The following is a 25,528-nucleotide window of genomic DNA, read 5'->3' as shown; positions in this document are numbered from 1 at the left end:
CTCCGATCGGTGGCATCTCCTTAACCGACCTTTACTCCCTGAAACCACGGGGATCACGGGGTGCGGGGGAATCTGGGGACGACACGTGGAGGAACGCATGACGATGCCCGGGTACCGCACCCACTCGCCCCCCGCGCCGCCGTGGCGGAGCACCCTGGCGCGGGCCTCCCAGGTGCTCGGGATCGTCGGCCTGGCCGGGCTCGCGGCGTGCTTCGCGGGGATGATCCCGGCGCTCGTGGGCCTCGTCCTGGGGACGGTCTCGCTCGTGCGCCGCGACCCCGACCGGCGTCCCGCCCTCGTGGGGGTGGTCTGCTCCGCGGTCGCCCTGCTGATCGGCTCCGGGGCGCTCTTCTGGCTGGTGAGCAAAGCGGCCCAGTGCGGGGACGCGGCCCGGTACCCGGACGACCTGTCCCGGCGGAGCTGCGTCGAACGCGAGTTCCCGTTCGCCCAGGCGACCCCCTAGTGACCCGGTCCGGCCCGGCCGGATCTAACCGCCCGGCTGGTCGGCCAGGGCGCGGACGGCCTCCTGCCCGAGCGCCGAGGCGTACACGCGCAGATCTTCGATGAGGCCGCCGAAGCCGGGCTTGGCGGGCTCTCTGCCCAGGTAGATGGGCCCGGCCGGGGTGACGACGGGATGTTCCAGCGAGGCGGCGGAGTCCTGCTCCCCGTCGACGTAGAGGGCCATGCCCCGGGTGTCCACGACGAAGGCGATGTGGGCCCATTCGCCCACGGTCAGCCTGGCCTGGCTGTCGATGTAGTCGGGCCCCTTGACGGTGAACAACTGGACGCGCAGCCGCATCGCGTCCGGGTAGAGCCACAGGCCGAGGCCGCGCGCGTCGTTCTCGGCGACGGGCTTGTAGAGGAGGCTTCGCCACTCACCGGTGGGCCCCTCGTCGACCCGGACGAAGAAGGCCAGGCCGAACCCGAAGATCTGGCTCAGGACGAGTTGCGGCGCCGCGGGGATCACGGCGCGGTCGTGCTCGCCGAGCGCCAGCGCCTCCCCGTCCCGTCCGGGGACGATCCGGGCGGTCTCCGCCAGCTCGGCGGAGGGGGCGGCTCCGGCGGTGTCGGCCGCCCGGCGGCCGTCCACGGTGCCGGCGTCGAACGTCCAGTGCGCGATCAGCACGGGGATCACCTCCGGTAAGGCGCGCGTTACCCGCGCACGCTATGCGCGCCTTACCGTCCCGTCGAGCCCGTCCCGTCGAGGGGAACCCTCAGTCGAGGGGCAGCGGGAGGTGGGCCGTCAGGTCGGCGCGCGGGCCGCTCGCCCGTACCCGTCCGTTCGCCGCGGCGTCTTCCCAGGTGAGGCGGCCGGTGGCCAGCGCGATCCACGTGGCGGCGTCCATCTCCACCACATTCGGTGGCGTACCCCGGGTATGGTGCGGGCCGTCGATGCACTGAACGGCGGCGTGCGGAGGGACCCGGACCTCCACCGAACGGCCGGGGGCAAGCTCGGCCAGCCGGTCGAGCAGGTACCGCACCGCTCCCCTGACCACCGGACGGCTCGCTTCGGCGCCTCCCGCCTCGATGCCGGCGAGGACCGTGTCCAAGGCCGCGCGGCGCAGCGCGGCGGGCTCGTCCGCGCCGGTGTAGGGCGCCAGCCCGAGCGCGGCGCGCTGCTCGTTCAGGACGGTGGGGGAAAGCGGTGTTCGCGGCATCGCCGACGACGCTACCGGGTCGGCCCCGGTACCGCGCAGGCGGTAGAAAGGACCCCGGTGCCAGGCATGGGGGTGCAGGGAACGGGAAGGCCGGGGACGCCGTCCCCGGAGGAGACGGAGGTTCGTCAGATGCCCGAGGCGCTGCCCCTGCAGCCGGGCGACCCGAGACGGCTCGGCTCGTTCGAGATCACGGGACGGCTCGGCGTGGGCGAGCAGGGCGCCGTCTTCCTCGGCGGGGACCCGTCCGGGCGCCCCGTCGCCGTGAAGGTCCTGCACGTGCGGTTGAGCGGCGAACCGGTCGCCCGGTCGCGGTTCGCCGACGCGTTCGCCCCGGCCCGGAAGGTCTCCGGCTTCTGCACGGCGGCGATCCTGCACGCCGACGTGGAGGGCGACCGCCCCTACGTGGTGAGCGAGTGGGTCGACGGGCCCTCCCTCCAGCAGCTCGTGGACGAGGAGGGCGTGCGCGGCGCCGTCGTCGTGGAGCGCGTGGCGATCGGCATGGCGATCGCCTTGGCCGCCGTCCATCGCGCGGGCGCCGTCCACCACGATCTGAAGCCCGGGAACGTTCTTCTCGGCCGGGACGGCCCCCGGATGAGCGACTTCGCCATCGCCCACGCCATGGAGGCCGTGAACGTGGCGTTCCGCGGGCACATGACCGAGGACCCCGGCTACAAGTCCCCCGAGCAGTTGAGCGGCATGGGCATCGGCCCGGCCGCCGACGTGTTCGCGTGGGCGTCGACCGTCCTGTTCGCCGCCGCGGGCAAGCCGCCGTTCGGCGAGGGCTCGCCGTCCGAGGTGATGCAGCGGATCGTCTACGACGAGGCCGACCTGTCGGAGCTGCCCGACTCCCTGCGCGAGGTGGTGACGGCCGCCCTGGCCAAGGACCCGGCCGAGCGTCCGATGGCCAGGACGATCCTCGAACGGCTGCTCGGCAGGGGCAGCGCGCTCACCGAACGCCTGCCGGCCTCGATGGTCGAGGAGGGCCGCGCCCTCGCGACCGGCGTGATGGTCCGCCACACCCTGCCTCGGGTCACGCCGCCTCCGCGTCCCCCCATGGATGCCCCGGGAAGCCCCATGGGAGCCGCTCCCCCGGCCGGGTTCACGCCGGGCCCCGCCACGCCCCCCGGACCGCTTCCGGGACCGCCTTCGGGCCCGCTTCCGGGGCCGGCCGCGGACTCCGCGTCGCCTTCGGTGCCGCTGCTCGGGAAGCTCTCGCGCTCCCGCCGGGCGCGTCCGGAGCCCGGCCCGCAGCCCGAACCGTCCGCCGCCGACCTCGACCCCGCCGCGTTCGAGGCGACCACGACCTTCAACGCGGTCGGCCTGAACCGGCCCGAGCAGCACGCCCACGCGGGCGGGCGCGACCAGGCCGAGCAGACGGCGAGGTTCGACGCCGTCGGGACCGACCGGACGGCCACGTTCGACGCCGTCGACATGACGCCCCCGCCGGACCCCACCGCGCCGAACCCGCTCATCCCAGGGCTGGGACAGGGGCGCGAGGGCGGCGGGCACCGCTCCCCGAACCGCCCCTCGCCCTTCGCGGCCCTCGCGAAGATGCGGCGCCCCGGCAACCACGTCCTCGGCCTGGCGCTGTCGCTGGCCATCGGCGTCAGCGTCGGCATCGCCATCATCGCCCTGGTCCTGTGGCCCCAGTTGAAGGCGGACGACGACGGGTCGCCGCCCGACAGCACCAACACCTCCGACAACCGCCCGGTGACCACGATCCCGGCCTCGTTCGCGGGGACGTGGAAGGGGACGGTGGTCAACACGGGCCGCAACGCGTCCTTCCCGGTGGAGATCACGTTCCAGACCGGCGGGACGACCGGGCGCGCCCTGTACCCGCGGGAGAACTGCAACGGCACCCTCCGGCTCGCCCGGGGCACCGAGAGCGCGCTGAAGATGAACCTGGAGATCGGCAAGCCGTGCACGTCCGGGGTCGTGCAGGTCACCCGGCAGCCGGACGGGACGCTCCAGTACACCTGGACGAGGCCGGGGACGAGCCTCGGCTACGGAGGACGGCTCAGCCGGACCTGACCCGCTTCTGCCAACTCCGGCAATGCGTCCACTTTGTCGCCTCATATCAGGACAGTTCCGCTAAGGTTTTCCCTCGATCGAAACCATCGATCATGAGCGGGACGCCTCCGCGCGCTCCCCGGCAGAAGGAGGAGCCTTGCGGGCTGTCCACCGAAGGCTGCTGCTCGTCGGCTCGGTCGCGGCGTGCCTCGGCGCCGCCGCGGCGTTCCCGGTGCTCGCCGACGACGCGTCGTCCCTGGTGAAGGTGACGGCGGCGGAGGGCACCCCGGTGCCCGGCCGGTACATCGTCACGCTGAAGTCCGGCGCGTCCACCGACGCCGCCGCCAAGAACGTCAAGGCGACGGGCGTCCGGCGCTTCGACGGCGTCCTGAACGGCTTCGCCGCGCGGCTGAGCGACGACCAGCTGAACAAGCTGCGCCGCGACCACCGCGTCGCCGCGATCGAGCAGGACCAGATCGTCAGGGCCACCACGACCCAGCGCGCACCGCTGCCCTGGGGACTCGACCGCATCGACCAGCGGTCGGCGAAGCTGTCCAAGACCTACACCTACAAGTCGTCCGGCGCGGGCGTGAACGCCTACATCATCGACACCGGCCTGGACGTCAAGCACAAGGAGTTCGGCGGCCGCGCCTCGATCGCCTGGGCGGCGAGCAGGTTCAACGGCGACGGACGTGACTGCAACGGCCACGGCACCCACGTCGCGGGCATCATCGGCTCCAAGACCTACGGCGCCGCCAAGTCCGTGAAGCTGCGGGCCCTGCGCGTCCTCGACTGCAACGGCGAGGGCTCGATGTCGGACATCGTCGACGCCGCCAACTGGCTGCGCACCCACGCCGCCAAGCCGGCCGTGGCGAACATGTCCCTCGGCGGCCCCAAGTCCACGGCGGTGAACACCGCCGTGATGAACCTGTCCAAGTCCGGGGTGTTCACCTCCGTCTCCGCCGGCAACTCGAACGCCGACGCCTGCAAGGTCTCGCCGGCCGGTGCCGGCTGGGTCATGGCGGTCGGCGCGACCACCAAGAGCGACACGCGCGCCTCGTTCTCCAACTGGGGCAAGTGCGTCGACATCAACGCCCCCGGCTACGGCATCTACTCGACCTGGCCCGGCGGCGGCCACAAGGCGCTCAGCGGAACGTCCATGGCCGCCCCCTATGTCAGCGGTGTCGCCGCCCTCTACCTGTCGACCCACCCGAAGGCCACCTTCCCGACGGTGCAGAAGGTGCTGAACGACAACTCCACCCACACCCTCAAGGGACTGCGTTCGCAGCCCAACAGGCTCCTGTGGAAGGGCAAGCTGTGAGTCCCGTCACGTAGGATGGCCCGGCTCCCAGCAAGGGAGCCGGGCATCTCGCGCCTTCGCCTCGCCCCCTCACCGCAGGGGTCTACCCTTGGCGAGGCAGACGGCTCTTTAACGTTCCTTGACCTTCGGCCATGACGAGAGGAGATCATGTGGAGACCCCCGCCTCCACCCGTCGGCACGCTGACCGCCGCCCTCGCCGGCGACACGCCGCCGCGGCTCTCGTGGCCCTCGCCGCCGCGGTGCCCATGGTCGCCGCCGCCACTCCGTCCGCGGCCGCGCCGGCGTCCCTGCCCCTCGACCCGGGCGACAGCGGCAAGTTCGCGAAGCTGAACCGTCAGATCGAGCAGCTCGACAAGGAGTACGGCGGCGACCTCGCCAAGCTGAAGGACGCCGAGTTCGCCGCGAAGAAGGCGCTGGACAAGTCCAACGACCTCCAGCGCGACCTCCAGGAGGCCCGCGGCGTCGTCGCCCAGCTCGCCGCGTCCCAGTACATGACGAACGGCGAGGACCCCACCGTCACCTTCCTGGCCGACGCGGACCCCTCCGACCTGCTCAGCAACGCCACCCTGGTCAGCCACCTCGCCCAGAACAAGGCCGGCAAGGTCGCCCAGATCCAGAAACTCGTCAACGACCAGCTGACGGCCCGCAAGCAGGCCCAGCAGAAGATGACGGAGCTGACCAAGGAGATCAAGGACCTGAGACGGCGCAAGTCGCAGATCCAGTCCCTGGTCAAGAAGTACAAGCCCGAGTCCCCGAGCGTCGGCATGGGCGGCGTCACCCCGCGCATGCTCAAGGTGAAGAACACCCTCGACCTGGAGATGGGCCCCTTCCCCACGATCGGCTGCGTCCGGCTCACCGGCGACCCCCAGGACCACGGCTCAGGCCACGCCTGCGACTTCATGGTGACCACGGGCGGCGTCATGGCCTCCGGCAGCGCCAAGTCCCTGGGCGACCGCACCGCCGACTACGCCATAGCCCACGCCAGCGCCCTCGGCATCAAGTACATCATCTGGCGCCAACGCATCTACGACCTCCGCAGCCCCGGCTGGCGCTCCATGGAGAACCGAGGCGGCGTGACCGCCAACCACTACGACCACGTCCACATCTCGGTCTTCTAGCCGCATCCAGCCCGGCCAACGCCGCGACTGAACCGTTGACGACCGGCTGGACGTACCCCGGCTCTGCAAGGCTCCGCTGGTAGACGCGTGCGCCTTGGGCGCAGGTCAACGCCATGACCGACGGCAGTGCCATTGCGTGTGCCCGTTCGGTCGGGTGCGCAGCGGTCAGCGGCGGGCGAGTTGGCGTTCGCCGCCCGCGCCGGGTCGGTACTCCAGGCCGTAGTGCCGGAAGACGGCTTCCTCGTCCTCGGCGGGCAGGACGTCATCGGTGCCGATCGCCGGGCAGTGCTTGACCAGCGACCTGTCGTGGGCGACCCGCACGTAGCCGGGCCCGGCGGTCGCGCCGTCCAGCGGGACGAAGGTCAGCCGGTGGCGGGTGGGCAGGCCGATCCGCACGGTGGCCATGGCGGGTTCGTCGGTGCTGGTGTCGACGTAGACCGACTCCAGCGTGCCGATCTTGCGTCCGCCGGGGTCGATGACGGGATGCGTGCGCCATTCCCGGATCTCGGCCAATTGGATCATCATGGCTCCTTTCACTGGGCCCCATGGGATCGGGGGCCCCAGTCTTCGTCGTCCAACCCGTCCCAGGTCGGCAGGTCCCTTGCCGGTCCGCGTTGCCGGCGGGTGCCCGTGCCTCGTGGCCGCGCGGCACGGGGCGATATGGCGGCGGGTTCGTCCAAGCGGGGTTTGAGTCGCCGGTAGCGTTCCTCGGCTTCCTCGACGCTGAGGTCGAGGACGGCGGCGATCTGTTCGAAGCCCATGCCCGAGGCTTGCGCGGTGTTCAGCAGGCGAGCTTCGGTCTGGTCCATGACCAGGCGGGCGGTGCTCAGCACCACCAGTGCCGCGGCCACATCCACCGGCTCGGGGCTGTCGCCGTTGCCCTGCAGAGCCTGGTCACCGGCGGTGATGACCGCATCGATCGCCTCGCGGTCGGGCAACGGCCGCTTGCTGGCCTCCCAGAGGAATTCGTCCACGCCGGTCGCGTGCCGGGCGGTCAGATAGGCCCGTGCCTGCTGGACACTCTGGGGCGCCGGAACGGGCAGGTCGACGAAAGCGACCGCCTGCGAATGGAGGACGGCGTCGTTGTGCGGGGGAATGCGCTGCGGGGCGTGGCCGGCCAGGCCCGGGTCCGTGGGAGCGTTGCGGATCGTCGGGCTCCGGATGATGGCGGCGCGGTCTGTGGCGGTCATGGGGCTCATCTCCGGTTCACTCGCGTCGATCAGGGATCGTGACGTCTCCAGATCCGCAACAGGGGAAGGAGTCCAGGGCCGCCCTGCTCGGGGAGGAGCGGGACGACCCTGGAGCAGACCGGCGCAGCCCCCGCGGTGACCGGCCAATCTCAGTCAACTCCTGCGCCCCGATTATGGACACAGGCGATCGACGCACATGCCATCACTTTTGCTGATGACCGTCGCCCGACAGGAACAGCACGTTTTTTCCAGTATATCCCTTCAGAAATCATTTCTGGATTTTACGGATATTGCCGAATATGCGGGTAGACTTAAATTATCCGGCAAGACGACATCCCCGTTCTGAGGTTGATCCGCCGTACCGGCTCACCCCGAGAGGGGAGTCATGCCGATCTCGCACAGTCCGCGGGTCAGCGAACGAACTGGTCGCACCAGCCGAACCGGTCCGGCGCCCGAGTCGACCCCGCCTCGCCCTGGATTCCCCGAGCCGCGCGAGCCCCGGCTCGCGCCGCGGGTGACGGCGACCCGCACCGGAGTGGTGTGGTCCGGTCTGTGGGCCGTCGCGGTCATCTTCATCGTCTTCATGGTGTTCGTGGTGAGCAACACCGGCGATGTGCGGGTCTCATTCGCCGGTACGAGCGGCGTCCTGCCGCTGGCGGTGGTGCTCATGGCGGCGATGGCCGCCGGGACCGCGGTCGCGCTGATCCTGGGCACCGCCCGTCTCACCCAACTGCGCCCGCTGACCCGCAAGCGCCTCCGATGAGAAGCGGCCCGCCGCATCACCCGAACTCCAACGGAAGGCGCCCACCATGTGGACCACCACCGAACGCCGCACAACGATCAGCCTGTCGCCACCTTCGACTCCACGGCTGCGGCTGCGTCCCGTGGCCCCTCCCGGCTCGGCGCGAACTGTGCTGGACGGTGCCTGGTGGCCCCGGTCGACCGACCCGGTCGCGGAGTTGCCAGGGCTGATCCTGGCCCTGCAGGACCACGGCCCCATCGACGACCACAGGCCCATCACCCATGTCCTGCTCCGGGTGGACGACTGGGACGACCGTCCACGCCGGCTGCGCATCGACGGCCCGGACGACGCGCGGGTGGTGCGGCTCAGCTGGTTCGACTCCCTTCCACCCGGGCTGCTCACGGCGATCCACGCGGACGGCCGGCGCGTCGATCTGCTCACCGTCCCGGCCTCCACGTCTCGGGCCGAGGCCGAGGCCGCGATGGAACTGGCGTCGCACCCCGCCAACCACCTTCACACCCCCGACCTGCTGGCCCCCCTCACCCCACCATCCGGCCGGACGAACCGGGCCGGCATCCGCGACGAGTCGGAGAGCGCCTGGGAGTCCGAGGGCGGGCGCTTGCGAGAAGACCTCGCGGCGCACTGATCCGGCCCCCGCCCGTCATCGGACCGGGCCGAGCGCCAGGGCCCTTCCACGATCGGAGATCGTCATGACCGCTGTCACTCCCGCCCCCGCACAGGCCGCCGGGGGCCTGGTCCGGGCCCCAGACGAGGTGAGCATGCCCACCCGCCGGCGTCCTGGGCACACCATCGTCGCGTTGACGGGCGCCTTGGACCGCGCCGCCGCTCCGGCGCTGCGCGAACACCTGATCGGAGTGTTGCGGCACAGCGGCCGACTGCTGATCCTCGACCTGAGCGAGGTGGCGTCCGCCGACGCCGCCGGGCTGGCCGTGCTGATCGGTGCCCAACGCCGCGCCGCCGGATTCGGCGTCATCGTGCGCCTGACCGCCCCCGGCCCGCAGGTCGCCGCGCTGCTGCGCTCCACTGGGCTCGAGCACGCACTTACCGTCCAGCCCACCCAGGAACTCCGGGCCGGACTCGCCGCCTGACCGCGATGACGCCCGGTGTCCAGCCGTCTCGCACTGTGGTTCCTCGATCTCGGCCGCGTCAGGAGACGACGAAGGCGACCCCTGTGATGACCAGGCAGATCACGGCCACCGCGATGGCCATGCCGCCGACGAGCCCCATCATCAGCCGCAGATATTCATCTCTCATGGTCATCGGACATACCTCCTGTCGTCCGGCACGGTCACCGAGCCCGGGGGACCGGCGCCGCGAAGGCGGCTAGCGTCGGCTCCGTCGCAGCCGCCGGGTGCGGCCGTCGCGGGTGAGAACGTCAGCGTCGGGCGGGTCGTCGCGGCGCGACGGCGCGAGGGGGTTCTGCGGCCCGCCGTCCGCTTCGTCGTCGATGGCGTCTCGGCGGCTACGGGCGGACCATGGCTTCGGGGGTGACATGCCGCCCACGACCAGCGGGAGCAGCAGCACGGCTACTCCGGCGGCCATCAAGATGGTGCCCACCGTGGGCAGATCGATACCGCGTATGGATCCGGTGATGGCGAATGTGAGGATCGCACCGATGGTCAGCAGCGCGATGCCGCCGGCTACCGGCATCACACGCCGCCCTTCAGGGAATTCGAGTGATCGATCCAGGCGATGAGGTTCATGACCGAACTCCTAGACGAGCCATGAATTCGATGACTGCCAGGATCGGTCTTCCGGACCGGTCGAAGCAGCGGCCCCAATGCGCCGCAGAGAGTACGGCCACCGGGCCGACATGCCCGTTCGTTCTTATCCAACCCCGTCCCACCATCGGGGGAAACAGTCGATTTCCGAACATTCTTTCTCCCGAGGAGATGACGGCCGGACGCCGCCAACGGACCAGGCGACGTCGGAGACAGGAACTGGGAGCGGACGGGGCGTCCCCACAAGGTCGTTGACCGCCTGTCCCCTGGATGGATCACCGGGGTCCGGCGTCGACTCGGCCATGGCTTCCCGACCCGGACAAGCCGACCGGGTTCCGAGGTTGCCGAGAGCGCATGTCCGGACCTAGGCGCTGTCGCTGGGGAAGCAGGGCGTGTGCTCGCGGATGATCCGGTGGTGAGCCCGGCGGCGAGCAGGGTGCGGATGACAGCCGGGTTCTTCGGTCACAGCAGTGGTCTGGTGAGGTGGTCGGCGGAGCCGCCGCGCCACTCGATGAGGAAGAGGCTGGCATCGTCGCTGGTGACCCCGCCTCTTTCCCGCATGAGCGTGTGGGAGAGTTTCCGCACCATCTGCTGCACGGTCGCACTCGCGGGCCCGACGCGTTCGATGGTGGCGATCAGGCGTTCCTCGCCGAACTGCTCCCCGCCGGTCGTGTGCTCTTCGATGAGGCCGTCGGTATAGGCCAGGACCCGGTCGCCGCGGCGGAGCTGCTCACTGTTGATCCGGGGTGTCGAGCCGCCGAAGCCCACGGGCAGCGTCCCGGGACCCTCCAGCACTCCGATGACTTTGTGATCACGGATCAGCATCGGCGCCGGGTGGCCGGCGTTGACCCATTCCAGGTGGCCCGTCCCGATGTGCAGGCGCATCATCTGCGCGGTGACGAAGTGGTCGGGGCCGAACTGCTGGTCGATGGCGGTGTCCATGAACGCGTACAGCTCGGCGAGGCCGGCGTCGGCGCGCCTGGCGTGCCGGTAGGCGCCCACGGCGACGGTGGCCAGTACGGCGGCGTTCAGGCCGTGGCCCATCGCGTCGATCATGGCCAGGTGCAGGATGTCGTCGTTGAGGGCGTAGTCGAGGCTGTCGCCGGCGACGTCGTAGGCGGGCTCCAGGATCCCGGCGATGGCGACCTGCGGCGTCATCATGGTGAGCGGGGGCAGCAGTGACCACTGGATCTCCGCGGGCACGCTCATCGGCTCGCGTCGCCGGGTCCGGAAGAACTGGTCGGTGTAGCGGTTCTTGGTCACCAGCATGTCGGCGACGAGCCCCGCGAGCCGTCGGAGCAGTCGGCGTTCGTCGTCGTCGACCTCGTCGAGGGTCAGGGACATCACCCCGATCTCGTCGCTGCCGTCCAGCAGGGGCAGGAACATGCGCACACCGTCGGTCTGCGGGTCTTCGACGATGCGCTCCGTCAGGAACGCGCGCCCGGCGGGGGAACCCTCCAGCGGCAGGGGCTCACCGTGGGTGAGACCCCTGCCCCGCAGCGGCACCAGCGCCAGCTGGGCGTAGTCCTGCAAGAGGATCGAGACGTCCCGGCCGCCGATCGCGCGTATCTCCTCGGCCACCAGCGGTGCGATGAGCTGGGGCGGCATCTCGTGCGCCCGGTCCAGCAACTGGCCCAGCAGCCGCTCGCCGAAGCCTTCGCTGCGATCCAAGGCGCCCTCGGGCCCGGTCCGTTCCCCCACAGCCGGTTGTGTTCCCCCATGTCGACCTGTTGACTCTATGTGTCCGAGAATATTCAGATTGCGAACGACTCGGCCCGGCGGGTCGTCGGCCACCGGACGCTTGGCTGGATTCAGACCCTGCGTTCGTGGACGTAGCACCATCGCCAGGTGGATCCCGGCCCCATGGCGGCCGCGACCGGATGGTCGGTCTCCTGGTAGTGCGCTTGTGCGTGCCGGTGCGGCGAGTCGTCGGAACAGGCCACCCAGCCGCAGGTCAGGCAGATGCGAAGAGCCGTCCACACGCCTCCGTGCGCCTCGCACGCCGGGCAACCGCGCGATCGTGGAGCGACGGGCGTCAGCCGGTCCGCGTGCTCGCAGTGGGGTGCCGAGCCGTTCGGGCTGGCGGGCGCAATCGAGGTCATGATGTGGACTCTCATCTCGTGGTTCATCGAGAGCCCCCTTTCCGAGCACCGCGGCGCGCTGCCATTGGATCAGTACTCGAGTTCTGGACGTGCTGACGCCGACGGCGTGCATGCGATGTGGCACCTGCCGAGGCAGGAATCAGGCTTGTGGTCCCTGGAGAGAATCGGTGTGCCCTTAGCGCCCACTACGTGCCCTTAGCGCCCACTACCAGTCGACCTCAGTTTTCAACCGACCGTAACGAGCGATCCGAGCAAGCGCGATCAGTGGGGGCGATAACCGCCGGTAGAGGCCGTTACCCGTAGCGTGCGGTCGGCTCCAGCGGGGCGCGGCTCGTTCGCGCACGGCATGAGGGGGTGTCCGGCGCCGGGTCGGCGAACTCTCCAGGCGCACGCCGCGATGTAGTCTCCTTGAGAAGGTCTCGCTGTTCGGCCTCAGAAGGCGGGGACGTGGAACTGCGCCAGCTCCGCTATTTCGTGGCCGTTTCCGAGGAACTCAATTTCGGTCGCGCCGCCGCCCGCGAGCACATCGTGCAGTCGGCCCTGAGCCAGCAGGTACAGCGGCTGGAGCGGGAGCTGGGCGTGCGTCTGCTGGACCGCACCACGCACTATGTCGCGCTGACTCCCGCAGGAGCGGCGTTCCTGGTCGAGGCGCGGCAGATCCTCGCTCACGTGGAGCGCGCCGCCCAGGTCGCCCGTACCTCGCAGGGCATCTTGCCGACGTTGCGGGTGGGCATCATCGACGCCAGTTACGACTCGATGCCGCAGATCCTGCACGAGGCCCAGGCGCTCTACCCCGACCTGGTGATCCACCAGGTGGAGGTCGGTGTCCCCGAGCAGTACCAGCAACTCCTCGACGGGCGCCTGGACGTGGGCATCGGCCGCGCCGCCCTGGCGCCGCAGGGCGTCGCCTCGCACATGTTCCGCCGGGACCGTCTCGGAGTCCTGGTCCCCCGCGGGCACCGGTTCGCCGACCTGGACGCGGTGCCGGCCGAGGCCCTCGTCCGTGAACCGCTCCTGCTCGCCGAGGAGATGAAGGCCCCGGAGTTCAACCAGTTCACCGTCGAGATGTGCAGGGCCGCCGGCTTCACCCCGACGGTGTACCAGGGCACCGTCGACAGCATCCGCGCCGCCTCCACCCTGGTCGCACAGGGCCGCTGCCTGTACTGCGTACCCTCCTCCTGCATCTCCGCGCTCCCGGGGACCATCTGGCGGCCGCTCAGCGAACCGGCCTCCTTCTACCCCTGGTCCATCCTGTGGCGCGCCACTGACGACTCCGACCAAGTGCGCGCCGTCGTCACCTGCGCCCGGAACATGTCCGAACGACTCGGCTGGCTGCCCGCGGCGGACCGAACGACCAACTGAGCCCCGAGCCCCAGCCCGCTCCCGGCGATCGGCCGCTGTGATCTAGGGTCGGGGGATGGGTGAAAAGCGGGAGCTTCCGCGGTATCGGGTTCTTACCGGGCCTGATGACGAGACGTTCTGCCGGCGGGTCAGTGAAGCGCTCGACTTGGGCTATGAGCTGCACGGATCCCCGTCGGTCACGTTCAACGGGGATCGCGTCATCGTCGCTCAGGCGCTCACTCGCCGGCCGGGCTAGCGGGTGACATGCGAAGGGCGCCCCCGGCATGGGGGCGCCCTTCGCTTTGCCTGAGTCAGTCGGCGTAGGTGGGGAGCATGCGTTCGTGGGCCTCGCGAAGCTCGGAGAGGCCGATGCTGAACAGCTCCTGCTGGTCGCCTTCGGGGCCGCGGCCCGTCACGTGCAGGCTGTCGCCGCCTGCCACGCCGATCTGGCTGACCGGGACGCCCGCCGACTCGCACAGGGCCGCGAGGCGGGACTCGGCGCCCGGGCGGACGACGACCATTGCGCGGGCGACCGACTCGCTGAACAGCGAGACGAACGGGTCGCCGTGCAGGGTGATGCGGGCGCCGAGGCCGCCGCGCAGGCACGACTCCACCAGCGTCTGCGACAGGCCGCCGTCGGAGAGGTCGTGCACGGCGTTGACCAGGCCGTCGCGGACGGCCGCGACCATCACCGACGCCAGTGCCGCCTCGGCCTTCAGGTCGACCAGCGGCGGCAGGCCGCCCAGGTGGCCGTAGACGACGTGCGCCCATTCCGAGCCGCCGAACTCCTCGCGGGTCTCGCCGAGGAGGGCGATCGTGGCGCCGTCGGTGGTCAGCGACATGTTCACCCTGCGGCGCACGTCGTCGTGGACGCCGAGGACGCCGATGACCGGGGTCGGGTTGATCGGGGTGGTGCCCGTCTGGTTGTAGAAGCTGACGTTGCCGCCCGTCACCGGAATGCCGAGGTACTGGCAGCCGTCCGCCAGGCCCTCGACCGCCTGCGCGAACTGCCACATGACGCCCGGGTCCTCCGGGGAGCCGAAGTTCAGGCAGTTGGTGACGGCCAGGGGCCGTGCGCCGGTCGCGGCGACGTTGCGGAACGCCTCGGACAGCGCGAGCTGCGCGCCCGCGTACGGGTCGAGCCGGGCGTAGCGGCCGTTGCCGTCCAGGGACAGCGCGATGCCGAGGCCCGACTCGTCGTCGATGCGGACCACGCCGGCGTTCTCGGGCATCGCCATGACGGTGTTGCCCAGGACGTACCTGTCGTACTGGGAGGTCACCCACGTCTTGCCGGCGAGGTTCGGGGACCCGGCCAGCCAGAGGACGGTCCGGCGCAGCTCGTCGCCGTTGGACGGGCGGGTGAGCCGTCCCGGGGTGTCGGACTGCAGGGCGCCGAGGTCGTGCGGGGGCGCCAGCGGACGGTGGTAGACGGGGCCCTCGTCGGCCGCCGTGACCGGCGGGATGTCGACGATCGTCTCGCCCCGCCACGTCATGACCAGCCGGCGCGTGTCGGTGACCGTCCCGATCACGGTGGCCGGGATCTCCCAGCGCGCGCAGATCTCCATGAAGCGCTCGACCTTGGCGGGCTCGACCACCGCCATCATGCGCTCCTGCGACTCGCTCATGAGGATCTCCTCAGGGCGGAGCGTCTGGTCGCGGAGCGGGACGGTGTCGAGGTCGACGTGCATGCCGCCGGTGCCGGCCGCGGCCAGCTCCGTCGTCGCGCACGACACCCCGGCGGCGCCGAGGTCCTGGATGCCGACCACGAGGTCCTCGTGGAACAGCTCCAGGCAGCACTCGATGAGCAGCTTCTCCATGAACGGGTCGCCCACCTGGACCGACGGCCGCTTCTGGTGCGACTCCTCGTCGAAGGTGGCCGAGGCGAGCACGGACGCGCCGCCGATGCCGTCCGGGCCGGTCAGGGCACCGAACAGGATCACCTGGTTGCCGGGGCCGGGGGCCACCGCGCGCTTGATGTCCTCGTGCTTCATCACGCCGACGCACAGCGCGTTCACGAGCGGGTTCTGCTCGTAGCAGGCGTCGAAGACCGTCTCGCCGCCGATGTTGGGCAGGCCGAGGGAGTTGCCGTAACCGCCCACGCCGGCGACGACGCCGGGCAGGACGCGCTGGGTGTCGGCGGCGTCGGCCGGGCCGAAGCGCAGCGAGTCCATGACGGCGATGGGACGCGCCCCCATCGACATGATGTCGCGGACGATCCCGCCGACGCCGGTCGCGGCGCCCTGGTACGGCTCGACGTAGGACGGGTGGTTGTGCGACTCCACCTTGAAGGTGACCGCCCAGCCCTGGCCGATGTCGACGACCCCGGCGTTCTCGCCCATGCCGACGAGGAGCTTGTCGGTCTTCGGGGCCTTGTCGCCGAACTGGCGCAGGTGCACCTTGGAGCTCTTGTAGGAGCAGTGCTCGCTCCACATGACCGAGTAGATCGCCAGCTCGGCCGAGGTGGGCCGGCGTCCGAGGATGCTGCGGACGCGCTGGTACTCCTCCTCGTTCATCCCCAGCTCGGCCCACGGCTGCGGACGCTCGGGGGACGCGGCGGCGACGGCGACCGTGTCCGTGCCCTGGTCGTAGTGCGCGGACGCCTCGATGGCGGGCTGCGGACCGGTGCCGCGCCCGAGGGCGGGCTGCGGCCCCGTTCCCCGTCCGACGGCGGGCTGGGGGCCCGTCCCGGAGCCGATGGCGGGCTGGGGGCCCGTGCCGCGCCCGACGGCGGGCTGGGGGCCGGTGCCCGAACCGACCGCGGGCAGCGGACCCGTTCCCGGGCCGACCCTGGGCAGCGGGCCCGTCCCTGGGCGGACGGCGGGCAGGGGCCCCGTGCCGAGGCCGACCGCGGGCTGGGGACCCGTGCCCCGTCCGATGGCGGGCATCGGGCCGGTGCCCGGGCGCACGGCGGGCTGCGGGCCCGTGCCGCGGCCGATGGCGGGCTGGGGGCCGGTACCGGTGCCCACGGCGGGCTGCGGGCCGGTGCCGTGACCGACCGTGGGCTGCGGGCCGGTGCCCGTGCCGCGGGTGGGCGGCGGCGGCGCGGCGAAGGGGCTCAGGTCGGGCACGGTGAGCGACGGGTCCACGACGGTGGACGTGGGGTCGCCGCTAGAGCGCTCCTCTTCCAGGGCGCGCGCGAACTCCTGGTCGGACACCCCCTGGGACGCCGCAGGGCCCGGGGCGGGCTCCGCGTCGTTCAGCACCGGGATGGGCCCGGTGAAGGGCCCGGGGGCCGGTTCGGGGGCCGGGCCCTGGGAGCCGGGCTGGTCCTCTTCGAGGATCGCCTTGAAGCCCTGCGTCACAGCAGGGTTGATGGGCTGGAGCTCCGGGTCGTCCGCGTCGGACTTGAGCTCGCCGAGCCACTCCATCGAGGGCTCGTCCTCGTCTCGCATAGCCCTTCCGGAAGCGTGGGGCCGTTGCTCACTCATGCGTTGACCAGTCTCTTGACGATCGAGGTGAAGAAGCCGAGGCCGTCGGTGGACGGCCCGGTCAGCGACTCGACGGCGTGCTCGGGATGGGGCATGAGCCCGACCACGTTGCCGGCCTCGTTGCAGATCCCGGCGATGTCGTCCTGGGAGCCGTTCGGGTTCAGGTCGAGGTAGCGGGCGACGATGCGGCCGGAGTCGGCCAGTTCGATCAGCGTCTCCCGGTCGGCGGTGTAGCGGCCGTCCCGGTTCTTCACCGGGATCACCAGTTCCTGGCCCTCGTGGTACTCGGACGTCCAGGCGGTGTCGCCGTTCTCGACGCGCAGCCGCTGGTCGCGGCAGACGAAGTGCAGCCCCGCGTTCGGGAGCAGCGCGCCGGGCAGCAGATGCGACTCGCACAGCACCTGGAACCCGTTGCAGATGCCGAGGACCGGCAGGCCGTCGCCGGCGGCGGCCACGACCTCGGACATCAGCGGCGCGAACCGGGCGATCGCCCCGGCCCGCAGGTAGTCCCCGTAGGAGAACCCGCCGGGCAGGACGACGGCGTCGACCCCCCGCAGGTCGCGGTCGCCGTGCCAGAGGGCGATCGGCTCCGCGCCGGCAAGCCGCACCGCGCGTGCGGCGTCCTTGTCGTCAAGGGAACCTGGGAAGGTGATGATCCCAACCCGGGCAGCGTCCATCTGTTCTGTTCCTCCGAAATGAGGTGCGGCCGAGACGATCGGGATCTCCTCCGCCGATCAACCCCGATGCGCGTCGCATTCCCCCGCGCGCAGGTCCCAATCTACCCGGCGTTGGGAATGAGGTTGCTGTCGAGGCGCCGTACCAGCGCCCCGTCCCTCCAGGTCAGCCGCTTTCGCAGGTGAACGACGGTACCCCGGTCGGGCGCGGAGTCGATGTCCAGGTCGTCCACCAGCGCGCGCATGAGCCTGATCCCGCGCCCCGACTCGCTCAGCGGCTCGGGTTCCGGCGGGGCGGACCGGAGCCCGCGGCCCCAGTCCACGATCTTGAACAGGCAGGTGCCGTCGTCCACGTGCCCGGTCACCTCGTAGTCGCCGTTCGCGCGGGCGTGCTCGATCACGTTCGTGCAGGCCTCGGAGATCGCGACCAGCAGGTCGTCGACGCAGTCCTCCGCGACGCCGAGCCCTCGCAGGGCGTCGCCCGTCACCCGCCGGACCACCGGGATGCTCAGCGCGTCGCGCGGCAGCGCGAGCGAGAACCGCATATCCACCCGGACACCTCGTGTCATGCTCCGGGCGTCCCGACCGTGCCCCCGGTCCCGGAGCGTGCTCGACGACTCAACGCAGCTAACACTTCCCCGGAGGAATCTTCCGTAACCGCCACAGTCGCGGTCCCGCCATTTGGAACGGGCCATGTCGCGGCCGGAAACCGAGCGCCGTTCTACCGCCGGTGCGGGCGGCGGGCCGGTATCGGCCACGCCCCCGGACGGTTACAGAACGTGAACCTCGTAGTTCTCGATGACCGGGTTCGCCAGCAGCGTCTCGGCGATCTTGCCGACCTTCTCCAGGGCCGCCTCGTCGGCGTCCCCCTCCAGCTCCACCTCGAACCGCTTGCCCTGCCGGACGGCCACGACCCCGTCGAACCCCATCTGCGGCAGCTTGCGGGCGATCGCCTGCCCCTGCGGGTCGAGGATCTCCGGCTTGAGCATGACGTCCACGACGACACGCGCCACGGTCGCCCCCTCACTGATCTGCGCTTTTGCTTACGATCCTGAAGCGTACGGCACCATGGCCCATCACGAGCCATCAGCACCCCCGGAGCCTGCCGATGAACATCGAGGACCTCACGCCCGTGGAGCGCCGCCTGTGGGAGGCGTTCCCCAAGGGCGAATCCATCGACCTGTCGTCCGGCGACCAGGCGATGGACGACATCACACGCTCCGACCGGTGGGGACGTGACCGGATGGTCAGGGCGGAGGTCCTCGTCGCGCTGCTCGTCGGCGCGGTGGAGGCCGAGCCCGGCCAGGTCGCCGCCGTGCGGCTCGGCGGCGCCCGCATCACCGGCTCGCTGAACCTCGGGCACGCCGAGGTCCACGTCCCGCTCGCGCTCACCGGCTGCGACTTCGACGAGGCGCCGCACCTGTACTGGGCGAGCATGAACAGCGTCCACCTGATGCGCTGCCGGCTGCCCGGCCTGATCGCCTCCGGCACGCGGGTGGACGGCCACCTGTGGCTGGAGGGCAGCCGCATCAACGGCGGCCTGTGGCTGGACGGTGCGAACATCACCGGCATCCTCAACATGTCGGGCGTGCACCTGTCCAACCCGGGCGGGGACGCGATGCTCGCCGACCGCCTCTCGGTCGAGGCGAACGTCTACTGCGACCAGGGGTTCGCCGCCAACGGCGAGGTCCGGCTGCCGGGGGCCCGCGTCGGCGGCCAGCTGATCTTCCGGGGCGCGCGGCTGTACAACCCGTCCGGCGCCGCCCTGTACGCCAGCCGCCTGGACGTGGCCGCGAACGTGTTCTGCGACGGCGGGTTCAGCGCCGAGGGGGAGGTCCGGCTGCGCGGCGCCCGCGTCGGCGGTTACCTGTCGTTCGTCGGCGCCCGCCTGTCCGCCCCCAAGCGGACCGCCCTGAACGCCGACGACCTGTCCGTCGAGACCGACATCTACTGCTCGGACGGGTTCACCGCCGTCGGCGCCGTCAGCTTCTCCGGAGCCCGCGTCACCGGGCAGCTCAGCCTGCGCGACGCCCGCCTGCTCCACGACGAGGGGACGGCACTCGGCCTGCAGCGCCTCCAGGCCGAGGAGCTGCTGATGCGCACCGCCGAGCCGATCAAGGGGACCGCGGACCTGTCCTACGCGCGCATCAACCTGCTGCGCGACGACGCCGCTTCCTGGCCGGAGCGCCTCCAGCTCGACGGCCTCCAGTACGAGACCCTCGAACCCCCGCTCACCGCCCGCGAGCGGCTGGCGTGGCTGCGCCGCGACACCGACGGCTACGCCCCGCAGCCCTACGAGCGGCTCGCGCAGACCTACCGCTCGCTCGGGCTGGACGCCGACGGCCGCTCCGTCCTGCTCGCCAAGGCACGGGACCGGCGCAGGACGCAGGGCGTCCCCCGGAAGATCGTCGGCTGGTTCCAGGACGGGCTGGTCGGCTACGGCTACCGCCCGTTCCGCGCCGCGAGCTGGCTGATCGGCCTGCTCGCCTTCGGGACGATCGTCTTCTCGATCCACCGGCCCGACGTTCTGGACGAAGGCCACAAGCCGCATTTCAACGCGTTCTTCTACACGCTCGACCTCCTCCTGCCGATCGGCAGCCTCGGTCAGGAGATGGAGTTCGCGCCCAAGGGCGTCTACCAGTGGATCGCCAACTTCATCGTCGCCGCGGGCCTGCTCCTCGGCCTGACGGTCGCGGCCGGGGCCACCCGCGCGCTCTCCCGGGAGTAGCGGGGGTCGGGGGCCGACGCCGGGAAACGGCGGACGTAACGTGCGTCACGTCCGGGTCGCGGGGTAGGGCCGGGGGTAGGACCTCCGGTGGTGGGACTCGCATCGCGGTGACGGGGGCTTGCATCGCAGGGTGTGATGTCTGCCACGATGGCCTTGCGGCTTTTGTCCCTTACCGGGGACGGGGCCGTTGGCATCGGCCGGCCACGCGGCGACCCCGCGTGACGGCCCCGAACGAGGAGTGTCATCGATGACGATCGACTCCGTGCGCGGCGCGCCCGACACCCCGAAGGTCGCCGAGCCCGAACTCGTCCAGCTGCTCACCCCCGAGGGCGAGCGGGTCGAGCATCCGGACTACCCCCTGGACCTCGGCGCCGAGGACGTGCGCAGCCTCTACCGCGACCTGGTGATCGTGCGGCGGATCGACCAGGAGGCCGTGGCGCTCACCCGGCAGGGCGAGCTCGGCCTCTGGGCGTCGCTGCTCGGGCAGGAGGCGGCGCAGATCGGCTCCGGGCGGGCGGCGTCCGCCAACGACATGGTCTTCCCGACGTACCGCGAGCACGGCGTCGCCTGGTGCCGGGACGTGGAGCCGCTGAAGCTGCTCGGCATGTTCCGTGGGATCAACCACGGCGGGTGGGACCCGAAGGAGCACGGCTTCCACCTGTACACCGTCGTGATCGGCAGCCAGACGCTGCACGCGACCGGGTACGCGATGGGCATCCAGCGGGACGGCGTGCTCGGCACTCCGTCGGCGGGCGCCACGATCGCCTACTTCGGGGACGGGGCGACGTCCCAGGGCGACGTGAACGAATCCTTCGTGTTCGCCTCGGTCTTCAACGCGCCGATCGTGTTCTTCTGCCAGAACAACCAGTGGGCCATCTCCGAGCCCCTGGAGCGGCAGTCCAGGATCCCGCTGTACAAGCGTGCGCAGGGTTTCGGCTTCCCGGGCATCCGGGTGGACGGCAACGACGTGTTCGCTTGCCTGGCCGTCACCAGGAAGGCCCTGGAGAACGCCAGAACGGGTCAGGGCCCCACTCTCGTCGAGGCGTACACGTACCGGATGGGCGCCCACACCACGACCGACGACCCCACGCGCTACCGGCTCAAGGCCGAGGAGGAGGCGTGGAAGCTCAAGGACCCGATCGAGCGCGTCAAGGCGTATCTGGTGCGCGGCGACCTGGCGGACGCCGGGTTCTTCCAGAAGGTGGAGGACGAGGCCAAGCAGATCACCAGGGAGCTGCGTGAGGCGTGCCTGGCGCTGCCCGACCCGGAGCCGCTGTCGATGTTCGACCACGTGTACGGGGACGAGCACCAGCTGATGACCGAGGAGCAGGAGCAGTTCGCCGCCTACCTGGCGTCGTTCGAGGAGGAGGCGAAGTGAGCACCCTGACCCTCGGCAAGGCCCTCAACGAGGGCCTGCGCAAGGCCATGGAGGACGATCCGAAGGTCCTGGTGATGGGCGAGGACGTCGGCAAGCTCGGCGGCGTCTTCCGCATCACCGACGGCCTCCAGAAGGACTTCGGCGAGGAGCGGGTCATCGACACCCCGCTGGCGGAGTCCGGCATCGTCGGGACGGCGATCGGGCTGGCGCTGCGCGGCTACCGTCCCGTGGTGGAGATCCAGTTCGACGGGTTCGTGTTCCCCGCCGCCGACCAGATCATCACGCAGCTGGCGAAGATGCGGATGCGCTCGCTCGGCGCGCTGGAGCTGCCGGTCGTCGTCCGGATCCCGTGCGGCGGCGGCATCGGCGCGGTGGAGCACCACTCCGAGTCGCCCGAGGCGTACTTCACGCACACCGCCGGCCTGCGCGTGGTGGCGTGCTCGAACCCGCTGGACGCCTACTCGATGATCCAGCAGTCGATCGCCTCGCCCGACCCGGTGATCTTCTTCGAGCCCAAGCGCCGCTACTGGGACAAGGCGGAGGTCGACACCGACTCGGACGCGACCGGCTGGACACCGCTGCACCGGGCCGCGGTCGTGCGGCCGGGCGAGCACGCGACGCTGCTGGCCTACGGGCCGGCGGTGAAGACGTGCCTGGAGGCCGCCGGGGCCGCCGCCGAGGAGGGGCGGGAGCTGGAGGTCATCGACCTTCGCTCGCTGAACCCGCTCGACATCGGCACGGTGACCGACTCGGTGAACCGGACGGGACGCTGCGTCGTCGTCCACGAGGCCCCGGTCTTCAACGGGTACGGCGCCGAGCTGGCCGCCCGGATCACCGAGAAGTGCTTCTACCGGCTGGAGTCGCCGGTGCTGCGCGTCGGAGGGTTCTCCACCCCGTACCCGCCGTCCCGCATCGAGGACCATTACCTGCCCGACCTCGACCGCATCCTGGACGCGGTCGACCGGACCTTCGCGTGGTGACGCCGGTGAGCCAGCCCAAACTGTTCAAACTGCCGGATGTGGGCGAGGGCCTGACGGAGGCCGAGATCGTCAAGTGGCACGTCCAGCCCGGCGACACCGTCGAGGTGAACCAGACCATCGTCGAGATCGAGACGGCGAAGGCGATCGTGGAGCTGCCCTGCCCGTTCGAGGGCGTGGTGACCGAACTGATGGTCACCGAGGGGCAGACCGTGGACGTCGGGGTCCCGATCATCGCGGTGGACGCCGGCGGCGAAGGCGGCGTGGCGACGCCGGTGTCCGAGCCCCCGGCGCAGGCGGCCGCGCTCCGCGAGGAGGGCGTCCCGACCGTCAACGAGCCGGGCATGGTGTCGCCGCAGGAGCCGCCGAAGCGCACACCCGTCCTGGTCGGCTACGGCGTGAAGGAGGGGACGACCAGGCGCCGTCCCCGCAGGCCGGCCAACGGCGCGGCGCCCGCGGCTCCGGCCGTGCCCGCACCCGCGCCCGTCCCGCAGGCGCCGGCCGCCCGCCCGAGCCCTGCCGGGAACGGACTGCCGCTGGCCAAGCCGCCCGTCCGCAAGATGGCCAGGGATCTCGGGGTGGACCTGGCGTCCATCACGGGGTCGGGTCCGCAGGGATCGATCACGCGCGAGGACGTCCTCGCCGCGCAGTCCGGGGCCCCGTCGCACGCTCACACGGCTCCCGCCGCGCCGGTCCAGGCGGGCCCGCGCGAGGAGCGGATCCCCGTCAAGGGCGTCCGCAAGGCGACCGCGGCGGCGATGTCCGGGTCGGCGTTCACCGCACCGCACGTCACCGAGTTCCTCCAGGTGGACGTGACGCGGACGATGGAGACCGTCAAGCGGCTCCGTGAGCTGCCCGAGTTCGCGGACGTGAAGGTGTCGCCGCTGCTGCTGGTGGCGCGCGCGCTGCTCACCGCGGTGGCGCGCAACCCGATGGTGAACTCCACGTGGGCGGACGGCCCGGACGGCGCGGAGATCGTCCTCAAGCGCTACGTGAACCTGGGGATCGCGGCGGCCACCGACCGCGGCCTCATCGTCCCCAAGGTCAAGGACGCGCACGACCTCGACCTGCCGGGCCTCGCTCGCGCCCTGAACGAGCTGGCGGCGAAGGCCCGCGCGGGCAAGGCGTCCCCCGCCGACCTGTCCGACGGAACGATCACGATCACGAACGTCGGCGTGTTCGGGGTGGACTCCGGGACCCCGATCCTCACCCCGGGCGAGGCCGCGATCCTGGCGTTCGGCCAGATCCGGGACATGCCGTGGGTCCACGAGGGCGAGCTCGCGATCCGCAAGGTGACCACCCTGGCGCTCTCGTTCGACCACCGCATCGTGGACGGCGAGCTGGGCTCCCGCGTCCTGCGCGACGTCGGGGACATGTTGGAAGACCCGATCCGCATGCTCGCCTGGAGCCGCTGACGGTTCCGTGGGGGCCGGCCCAGAGCCGGCCCCCACGCTCAGGAGACGGGAACCTTCTCGACCTTGCCGAACGGTCCGGCGTCAAAGGTCACGGACGTGACGTCGCCGGGCGGGGCGGGAAGGTAGACGAAGCCTCGAACGGGCTGGCTGACCGCGGTACGGAACACTGCCCTTCCAGGGTCGACGTAGTTGGTCGGACGGCCTGGCGTGGCAGGGCCGACACGAACGGCGCGGTAGACGTCCTTCTGGCCCGGCACCTGGATCGAGAACGCCCCGAACACGCCACCCGGGTAGCTCGGGTTCGGATAGGACGCGTCCGGCGGCGTGGTCCCGGGGCCCTCGTTCACGATGTCGAACACGGCGACGACGTAGGCGCCGTCCCGGTAGAAGGGCTTGACCTCAAGGCGCCTCTTGGCGGCGCCAAAGGGAGCCGTGCGTGAAGCGACCTTCTGACCGTCCTGCGCCCGGAAGGAGGCCGGCTGGACGGAGCCCGGCGCGGTCGACTTGAGCTGGTAGGTGATGTCAACACCGTCACCGTCCTGCTTGCCGTTGGCCGTGTAGGTGAATCCGGCGCCGAGCTTGGTCTTCACCTCGCTCAGGACGGCCTGGGCCCGCTCCCCGGACAGTTTCGCGTCGCCGGCATGTCCCTCGAACGTCAGCGCACCCGCCGCCTTCGCCTTGATCTGCTGAGCGACCTCGTCGAGGACGGCCTTTCCCTGGCTCGACAGTTTGCCCGAATTGCTCTCGAACAGGCCGTCGCTGCGCAGGCTGACCGTAACGCTCGATCCGCCGGACGAGACGGTCCGCTTCTCCCCCTCGACGATGTCGTACAGGTCGACGGGGTTTCCACCCGGCACGGTCGTCGAGGGCGAACCCGACGGGGAGGTCGTGATCGGGGACGGGGCACCCGCCATGAACGGCTCGGCTCCGACCTCCGGCTCGGCCCCGACCGAAGGGGAAGACGACGCCGAGGGGGACGACGGGACCGACCCGCCAGGCGGCGCGGACGAGAGGGACGGCGTCGCCGTCGCGGACGGCGTGCCAGACGCGGCGACCACCGGGATCCCGGTGAACTCTCCGCCCGTCCCGGGTGTGATCGCGGTGACCTTCTGGACGGTCGCCGGAATCAGCGGGTAGTCGGCCGCCATCTCCCGGGTCGTGCCGGGCGCGAAGCCGGAGCCGCTGGTGGTGCCCGTCGGCTTGTAGAGCCGGCGCCCGGCCGTGTCCAGCAGCGCGACCTCGAACGGCACCGACTTCACCGACGAGTCCAGCGACGTCACGCTGTAGCGCAGCACCGACTTGGCGGCCTGCCGCTCGACGCCCCTGATGTCCACGCGCGCATGCAGCCCGTCCGCACCGCCGAACCACCCCTCCTTGGCGAACGCTCCCGGAGGCTCCACGGTGGGACGGGCCCCACCCGCACGGACCGTCGGCGGAGCGACCTTCTCAGCCCGGTCGGCATCGGCGCATCCGGCGACGACCAGCAGTCCAGCAACAGAGACGGCGAGGGGCAGCGCACGCATCGTTCATCCGGTCGAGAGGAGACGGGCGAGGGACCCGGGCAACAGTAGTCAACCGCGACACCCCCCGCCATAACCCCAGCAAGGCCCACCATCTCGCGCCATCTCGCACAGAATCCGAGTCGGGGGGAGCCGCTCGTCCAGCCGGTACACGGCGCCGCCGAGGGGCCCGAGACGGCTGTAG

Annotated in this window: 25 protein-coding genes; 13 read left to right on the top strand and 12 right to left on the bottom strand. The window is 71.1% G+C overall.

The window, feature by feature from the left end; all coding sequences use genetic code 11:
- The first annotated feature begins 97 nt into the window (after positions 1-97).
- Positions 98-463 carry a hypothetical protein gene (locus BJ999_RS03030; protein WP_179831843.1) on the top strand — a complete coding sequence of 122 codons (366 nt, stop codon included), beginning with the start codon at positions 98-100 and terminating at the stop codon, positions 461-463.
- Positions 464-487: 24 nt separating this feature from the next.
- Here BJ999_RS03030 and BJ999_RS03025 read toward each other — a convergent pair whose 3' ends face one another.
- Both BJ999_RS03025 and BJ999_RS03020 read right to left on the bottom strand, forming a co-directional pair.
- Positions 488-1,126 (bottom strand): LamG domain-containing protein, encoded by a 639-nt coding sequence (locus tag BJ999_RS03025; protein ID WP_179831842.1) that lies wholly within the window; start codon positions 1,124-1,126, stop codon positions 488-490.
- A gap of 88 nt (positions 1,127-1,214) precedes the next feature.
- Positions 1,215-1,658, bottom strand: coding sequence for a sterol carrier family protein (locus BJ999_RS03020; protein WP_179831841.1), 444 nt, complete (start codon positions 1,656-1,658; stop codon positions 1,215-1,217).
- 129 nt (positions 1,659-1,787) lie between these two features.
- Here BJ999_RS03020 and BJ999_RS03015 point away from each other — a divergent pair, with 129 nt between their 5' ends.
- From BJ999_RS03015 to BJ999_RS03005, 3 genes are all read left to right on the top strand, one after another.
- On the top strand, positions 1,788-3,689 hold the full coding sequence (locus tag BJ999_RS03015; protein ID WP_179831840.1) for a serine/threonine protein kinase: 1,902 nt from the start codon (positions 1,788-1,790) through the stop codon (positions 3,687-3,689).
- Positions 3,690-3,825: 136 nt separating this feature from the next.
- Positions 3,826-4,989: a S8 family peptidase gene (locus BJ999_RS03010; protein WP_179831839.1), complete on the top strand. Its 1,164-nt coding sequence runs from the start codon at positions 3,826-3,828 to the stop codon at positions 4,987-4,989.
- Between the two features lie 149 nt (positions 4,990-5,138).
- Entirely contained in the window at positions 5,139-6,107 is a 969-nt protein-coding gene (locus BJ999_RS03005; protein WP_179831838.1) for a coiled-coil domain-containing protein, read from the top strand.
- A 165-nt stretch (positions 6,108-6,272) separates the two neighbouring features.
- Here BJ999_RS03005 and BJ999_RS03000 read toward each other — a convergent pair whose 3' ends face one another.
- Together BJ999_RS03000 and BJ999_RS02995 are read right to left on the bottom strand one after the other, a co-directional pair.
- Positions 6,273-6,632, bottom strand: coding sequence for a PRC-barrel domain-containing protein (locus BJ999_RS03000; protein ID WP_218934914.1), 360 nt, complete (start codon positions 6,630-6,632; stop codon positions 6,273-6,275).
- Positions 6,633-6,640: 8 nt separating this feature from the next.
- The gene (locus BJ999_RS02995) at positions 6,641-7,297 is read right to left on the bottom strand and encodes a hypothetical protein (RefSeq protein WP_179831837.1); all 657 of its coding nucleotides are present in this window, start codon (positions 7,295-7,297) and stop codon (positions 6,641-6,643) included.
- Positions 7,298-7,682: 385 nt separating this feature from the next.
- Here BJ999_RS02995 and BJ999_RS02990 point away from each other — a divergent pair, with 385 nt between their 5' ends.
- From BJ999_RS02990 to BJ999_RS02980, 3 genes are all read left to right on the top strand, one after another.
- The gene (locus BJ999_RS02990) at positions 7,683-8,060 is read left to right on the top strand and encodes a DUF1049 domain-containing protein (protein WP_218934913.1); all 378 of its coding nucleotides are present in this window, start codon (positions 7,683-7,685) and stop codon (positions 8,058-8,060) included.
- Between the two features lie 46 nt (positions 8,061-8,106).
- The gene (locus BJ999_RS02985) at positions 8,107-8,685 is read left to right on the top strand and encodes a DUF5994 family protein (RefSeq protein WP_179831835.1); all 579 of its coding nucleotides are present in this window, start codon (positions 8,107-8,109) and stop codon (positions 8,683-8,685) included.
- Positions 8,686-8,749: 64 nt separating this feature from the next.
- Positions 8,750-9,148 (top strand): STAS domain-containing protein, encoded by a 399-nt coding sequence (locus BJ999_RS02980; protein WP_179831834.1) that lies wholly within the window; start codon positions 8,750-8,752, stop codon positions 9,146-9,148.
- A gap of 235 nt (positions 9,149-9,383) precedes the next feature.
- On the opposite strand, the gene BJ999_RS02975 is transcribed toward BJ999_RS02980, so the two are convergent.
- The 3 genes from BJ999_RS02975 to BJ999_RS02965 all read right to left on the bottom strand — a co-directional run bounded on the left by BJ999_RS02975 (position 9,384) and on the right by BJ999_RS02965 (position 11,883).
- The gene (locus BJ999_RS02975; protein WP_179831833.1) at positions 9,384-9,710 is read right to left on the bottom strand and encodes a DUF6458 family protein; all 327 of its coding nucleotides are present in this window, start codon (positions 9,708-9,710) and stop codon (positions 9,384-9,386) included.
- A 533-nt stretch (positions 9,711-10,243) separates the two neighbouring features.
- Positions 10,244-11,452 carry a PP2C family protein-serine/threonine phosphatase gene (locus tag BJ999_RS02970; protein WP_229810195.1) on the bottom strand — a complete coding sequence of 403 codons (1,209 nt, stop codon included), beginning with the start codon at positions 11,450-11,452 and terminating at the stop codon, positions 10,244-10,246.
- A 140-nt stretch (positions 11,453-11,592) separates the two neighbouring features.
- Entirely contained in the window at positions 11,593-11,883 is a 291-nt protein-coding gene (locus BJ999_RS02965; protein ID WP_179831831.1) for a UBP-type zinc finger domain-containing protein, read from the bottom strand.
- A gap of 447 nt (positions 11,884-12,330) precedes the next feature.
- Between BJ999_RS02965 and BJ999_RS02960 the strand changes: the two genes are divergently transcribed.
- Positions 12,331-13,245: a LysR family transcriptional regulator gene (locus BJ999_RS02960; RefSeq protein WP_179831830.1), complete on the top strand. Its 915-nt coding sequence runs from the start codon at positions 12,331-12,333 to the stop codon at positions 13,243-13,245.
- A 55-nt stretch (positions 13,246-13,300) separates the two neighbouring features.
- The gene (locus BJ999_RS43390; RefSeq protein ID WP_179831829.1) at positions 13,301-13,480 is read left to right on the top strand and encodes a DUF1737 domain-containing protein; all 180 of its coding nucleotides are present in this window, start codon (positions 13,301-13,303) and stop codon (positions 13,478-13,480) included.
- Between the two features lie 55 nt (positions 13,481-13,535).
- Here the strand turns inward: BJ999_RS43390 and purL are convergent, their stop codons facing one another.
- The 4 genes from purL to purS all read right to left on the bottom strand — a co-directional run bounded on the left by purL (position 13,536) and on the right by purS (position 18,339).
- A complete protein-coding gene (gene purL, locus BJ999_RS02950; RefSeq protein WP_179838294.1) occupies positions 13,536-15,737 on the bottom strand; it encodes a phosphoribosylformylglycinamidine synthase subunit PurL in 2,202 nt (733 codons plus the stop codon).
- 911 nt (positions 15,738-16,648) lie between these two features.
- Positions 16,649-17,329, bottom strand: a complete 681-nt coding sequence (purQ, locus tag BJ999_RS02945; RefSeq protein ID WP_179831828.1) for a phosphoribosylformylglycinamidine synthase subunit PurQ — start codon at positions 17,327-17,329, stop codon at positions 16,649-16,651.
- A 101-nt stretch (positions 17,330-17,430) separates the two neighbouring features.
- Positions 17,431-17,871, bottom strand: coding sequence for an ATP-binding protein (locus BJ999_RS02940; RefSeq protein ID WP_218935522.1), 441 nt, complete (start codon positions 17,869-17,871; stop codon positions 17,431-17,433).
- 225 nt (positions 17,872-18,096) lie between these two features.
- Entirely contained in the window at positions 18,097-18,339 is a 243-nt protein-coding gene (purS, locus tag BJ999_RS02935) for a phosphoribosylformylglycinamidine synthase subunit PurS (RefSeq protein ID WP_089315160.1), read from the bottom strand.
- Positions 18,340-18,434: 95 nt separating this feature from the next.
- Here purS and BJ999_RS02930 point away from each other — a divergent pair, with 95 nt between their 5' ends.
- The 4 genes from BJ999_RS02930 to BJ999_RS02915 all read left to right on the top strand — a co-directional run bounded on the left by BJ999_RS02930 (position 18,435) and on the right by BJ999_RS02915 (position 23,824).
- Entirely contained in the window at positions 18,435-20,054 is a 1,620-nt protein-coding gene (locus BJ999_RS02930; protein WP_179831826.1) for a hypothetical protein, read from the top strand.
- A 247-nt stretch (positions 20,055-20,301) separates the two neighbouring features.
- Positions 20,302-21,432 (top strand): pyruvate dehydrogenase (acetyl-transferring) E1 component subunit alpha, encoded by a 1,131-nt coding sequence (pdhA, locus tag BJ999_RS02925; RefSeq protein WP_179831825.1) that lies wholly within the window; start codon positions 20,302-20,304, stop codon positions 21,430-21,432.
- Positions 21,429-22,412: an alpha-ketoacid dehydrogenase subunit beta gene (locus tag BJ999_RS02920; protein WP_179831824.1), complete on the top strand. Its 984-nt coding sequence runs from the start codon at positions 21,429-21,431 to the stop codon at positions 22,410-22,412. Before pdhA ends, BJ999_RS02920 begins: the two co-directional genes overlap by 4 nt.
- 5 nt (positions 22,413-22,417) lie before the next feature.
- The gene (locus tag BJ999_RS02915) at positions 22,418-23,824 is read left to right on the top strand and encodes a dihydrolipoamide acetyltransferase family protein (protein ID WP_179831823.1); all 1,407 of its coding nucleotides are present in this window, start codon (positions 22,418-22,420) and stop codon (positions 23,822-23,824) included.
- 38 nt (positions 23,825-23,862) lie between these two features.
- Here BJ999_RS02915 and BJ999_RS02910 read toward each other — a convergent pair whose 3' ends face one another.
- A complete protein-coding gene (locus BJ999_RS02910) occupies positions 23,863-25,347 on the bottom strand; it encodes an OmpA family protein (protein WP_179831822.1) in 1,485 nt (494 codons plus the stop codon).
- Positions 25,348-25,528 lie beyond the last annotated feature (181 nt).

Source organism: Actinomadura citrea (genome assembly GCF_013409045.1).
GTDB lineage: Bacteria > Actinomycetota > Actinomycetes > Streptosporangiales > Streptosporangiaceae > Spirillospora > Spirillospora citrea.
Note: the sequence above shows the minus strand (reverse complement) of the source record. Positions and strands in the feature narration are given on the sequence as shown.

Coding starts and splice junctions, on each gene's coding strand:
- BJ999_RS03030 (WP_179831843.1), top strand. CDS start 98: ATGACGATGCCCGGGTACCGCACCCACTCGCCCCCCGCGCCGCCGTGG.
- BJ999_RS03020 (WP_179831841.1), bottom strand. CDS start 1,658: ATGCCGCGAACACCGCTTTCCCCCACCGTCCTGAACGAGCAGCGCGCC.
- BJ999_RS03015 (WP_179831840.1), top strand. CDS start 1,788: ATGCCCGAGGCGCTGCCCCTGCAGCCGGGCGACCCGAGACGGCTCGGC.
- BJ999_RS03000 (WP_218934914.1), bottom strand. CDS start 6,632: ATGATGATCCAATTGGCCGAGATCCGGGAATGGCGCACGCATCCCGTC.
- BJ999_RS02995 (WP_179831837.1), bottom strand. CDS start 7,297: ATGACCGCCACAGACCGCGCCGCCATCATCCGGAGCCCGACGATCCGC.
- BJ999_RS02990 (WP_218934913.1), top strand. CDS start 7,683: ATGCCGATCTCGCACAGTCCGCGGGTCAGCGAACGAACTGGTCGCACC.
- BJ999_RS02985 (WP_179831835.1), top strand. CDS start 8,107: ATGTGGACCACCACCGAACGCCGCACAACGATCAGCCTGTCGCCACCT.
- BJ999_RS02980 (WP_179831834.1), top strand. CDS start 8,750: ATGACCGCTGTCACTCCCGCCCCCGCACAGGCCGCCGGGGGCCTGGTC.
- BJ999_RS02975 (WP_179831833.1), bottom strand. CDS start 9,710: ATGCCGGTAGCCGGCGGCATCGCGCTGCTGACCATCGGTGCGATCCTC.
- BJ999_RS02965 (WP_179831831.1), bottom strand. CDS start 11,883: ATGACCTCGATTGCGCCCGCCAGCCCGAACGGCTCGGCACCCCACTGC.
- BJ999_RS43390 (WP_179831829.1), top strand. CDS start 13,301: ATGGGTGAAAAGCGGGAGCTTCCGCGGTATCGGGTTCTTACCGGGCCT.
- purL (WP_179838294.1), bottom strand. CDS start 15,737: ATGAACGAGGAGGAGTACCAGCGCGTCCGCAGCATCCTCGGACGCCGG.
- purQ (WP_179831828.1), bottom strand. CDS start 17,329: ATGGACGCTGCCCGGGTTGGGATCATCACCTTCCCAGGTTCCCTTGAC.
- BJ999_RS02940 (WP_218935522.1), bottom strand. CDS start 17,871: ATGCGGTTCTCGCTCGCGCTGCCGCGCGACGCGCTGAGCATCCCGGTG.
- BJ999_RS02930 (WP_179831826.1), top strand. CDS start 18,435: ATGAACATCGAGGACCTCACGCCCGTGGAGCGCCGCCTGTGGGAGGCG.
- pdhA (WP_179831825.1), top strand. CDS start 20,302: ATGACGATCGACTCCGTGCGCGGCGCGCCCGACACCCCGAAGGTCGCC.
- BJ999_RS02910 (WP_179831822.1), bottom strand. CDS start 25,347: ATGCGTGCGCTGCCCCTCGCCGTCTCTGTTGCTGGACTGCTGGTCGTC.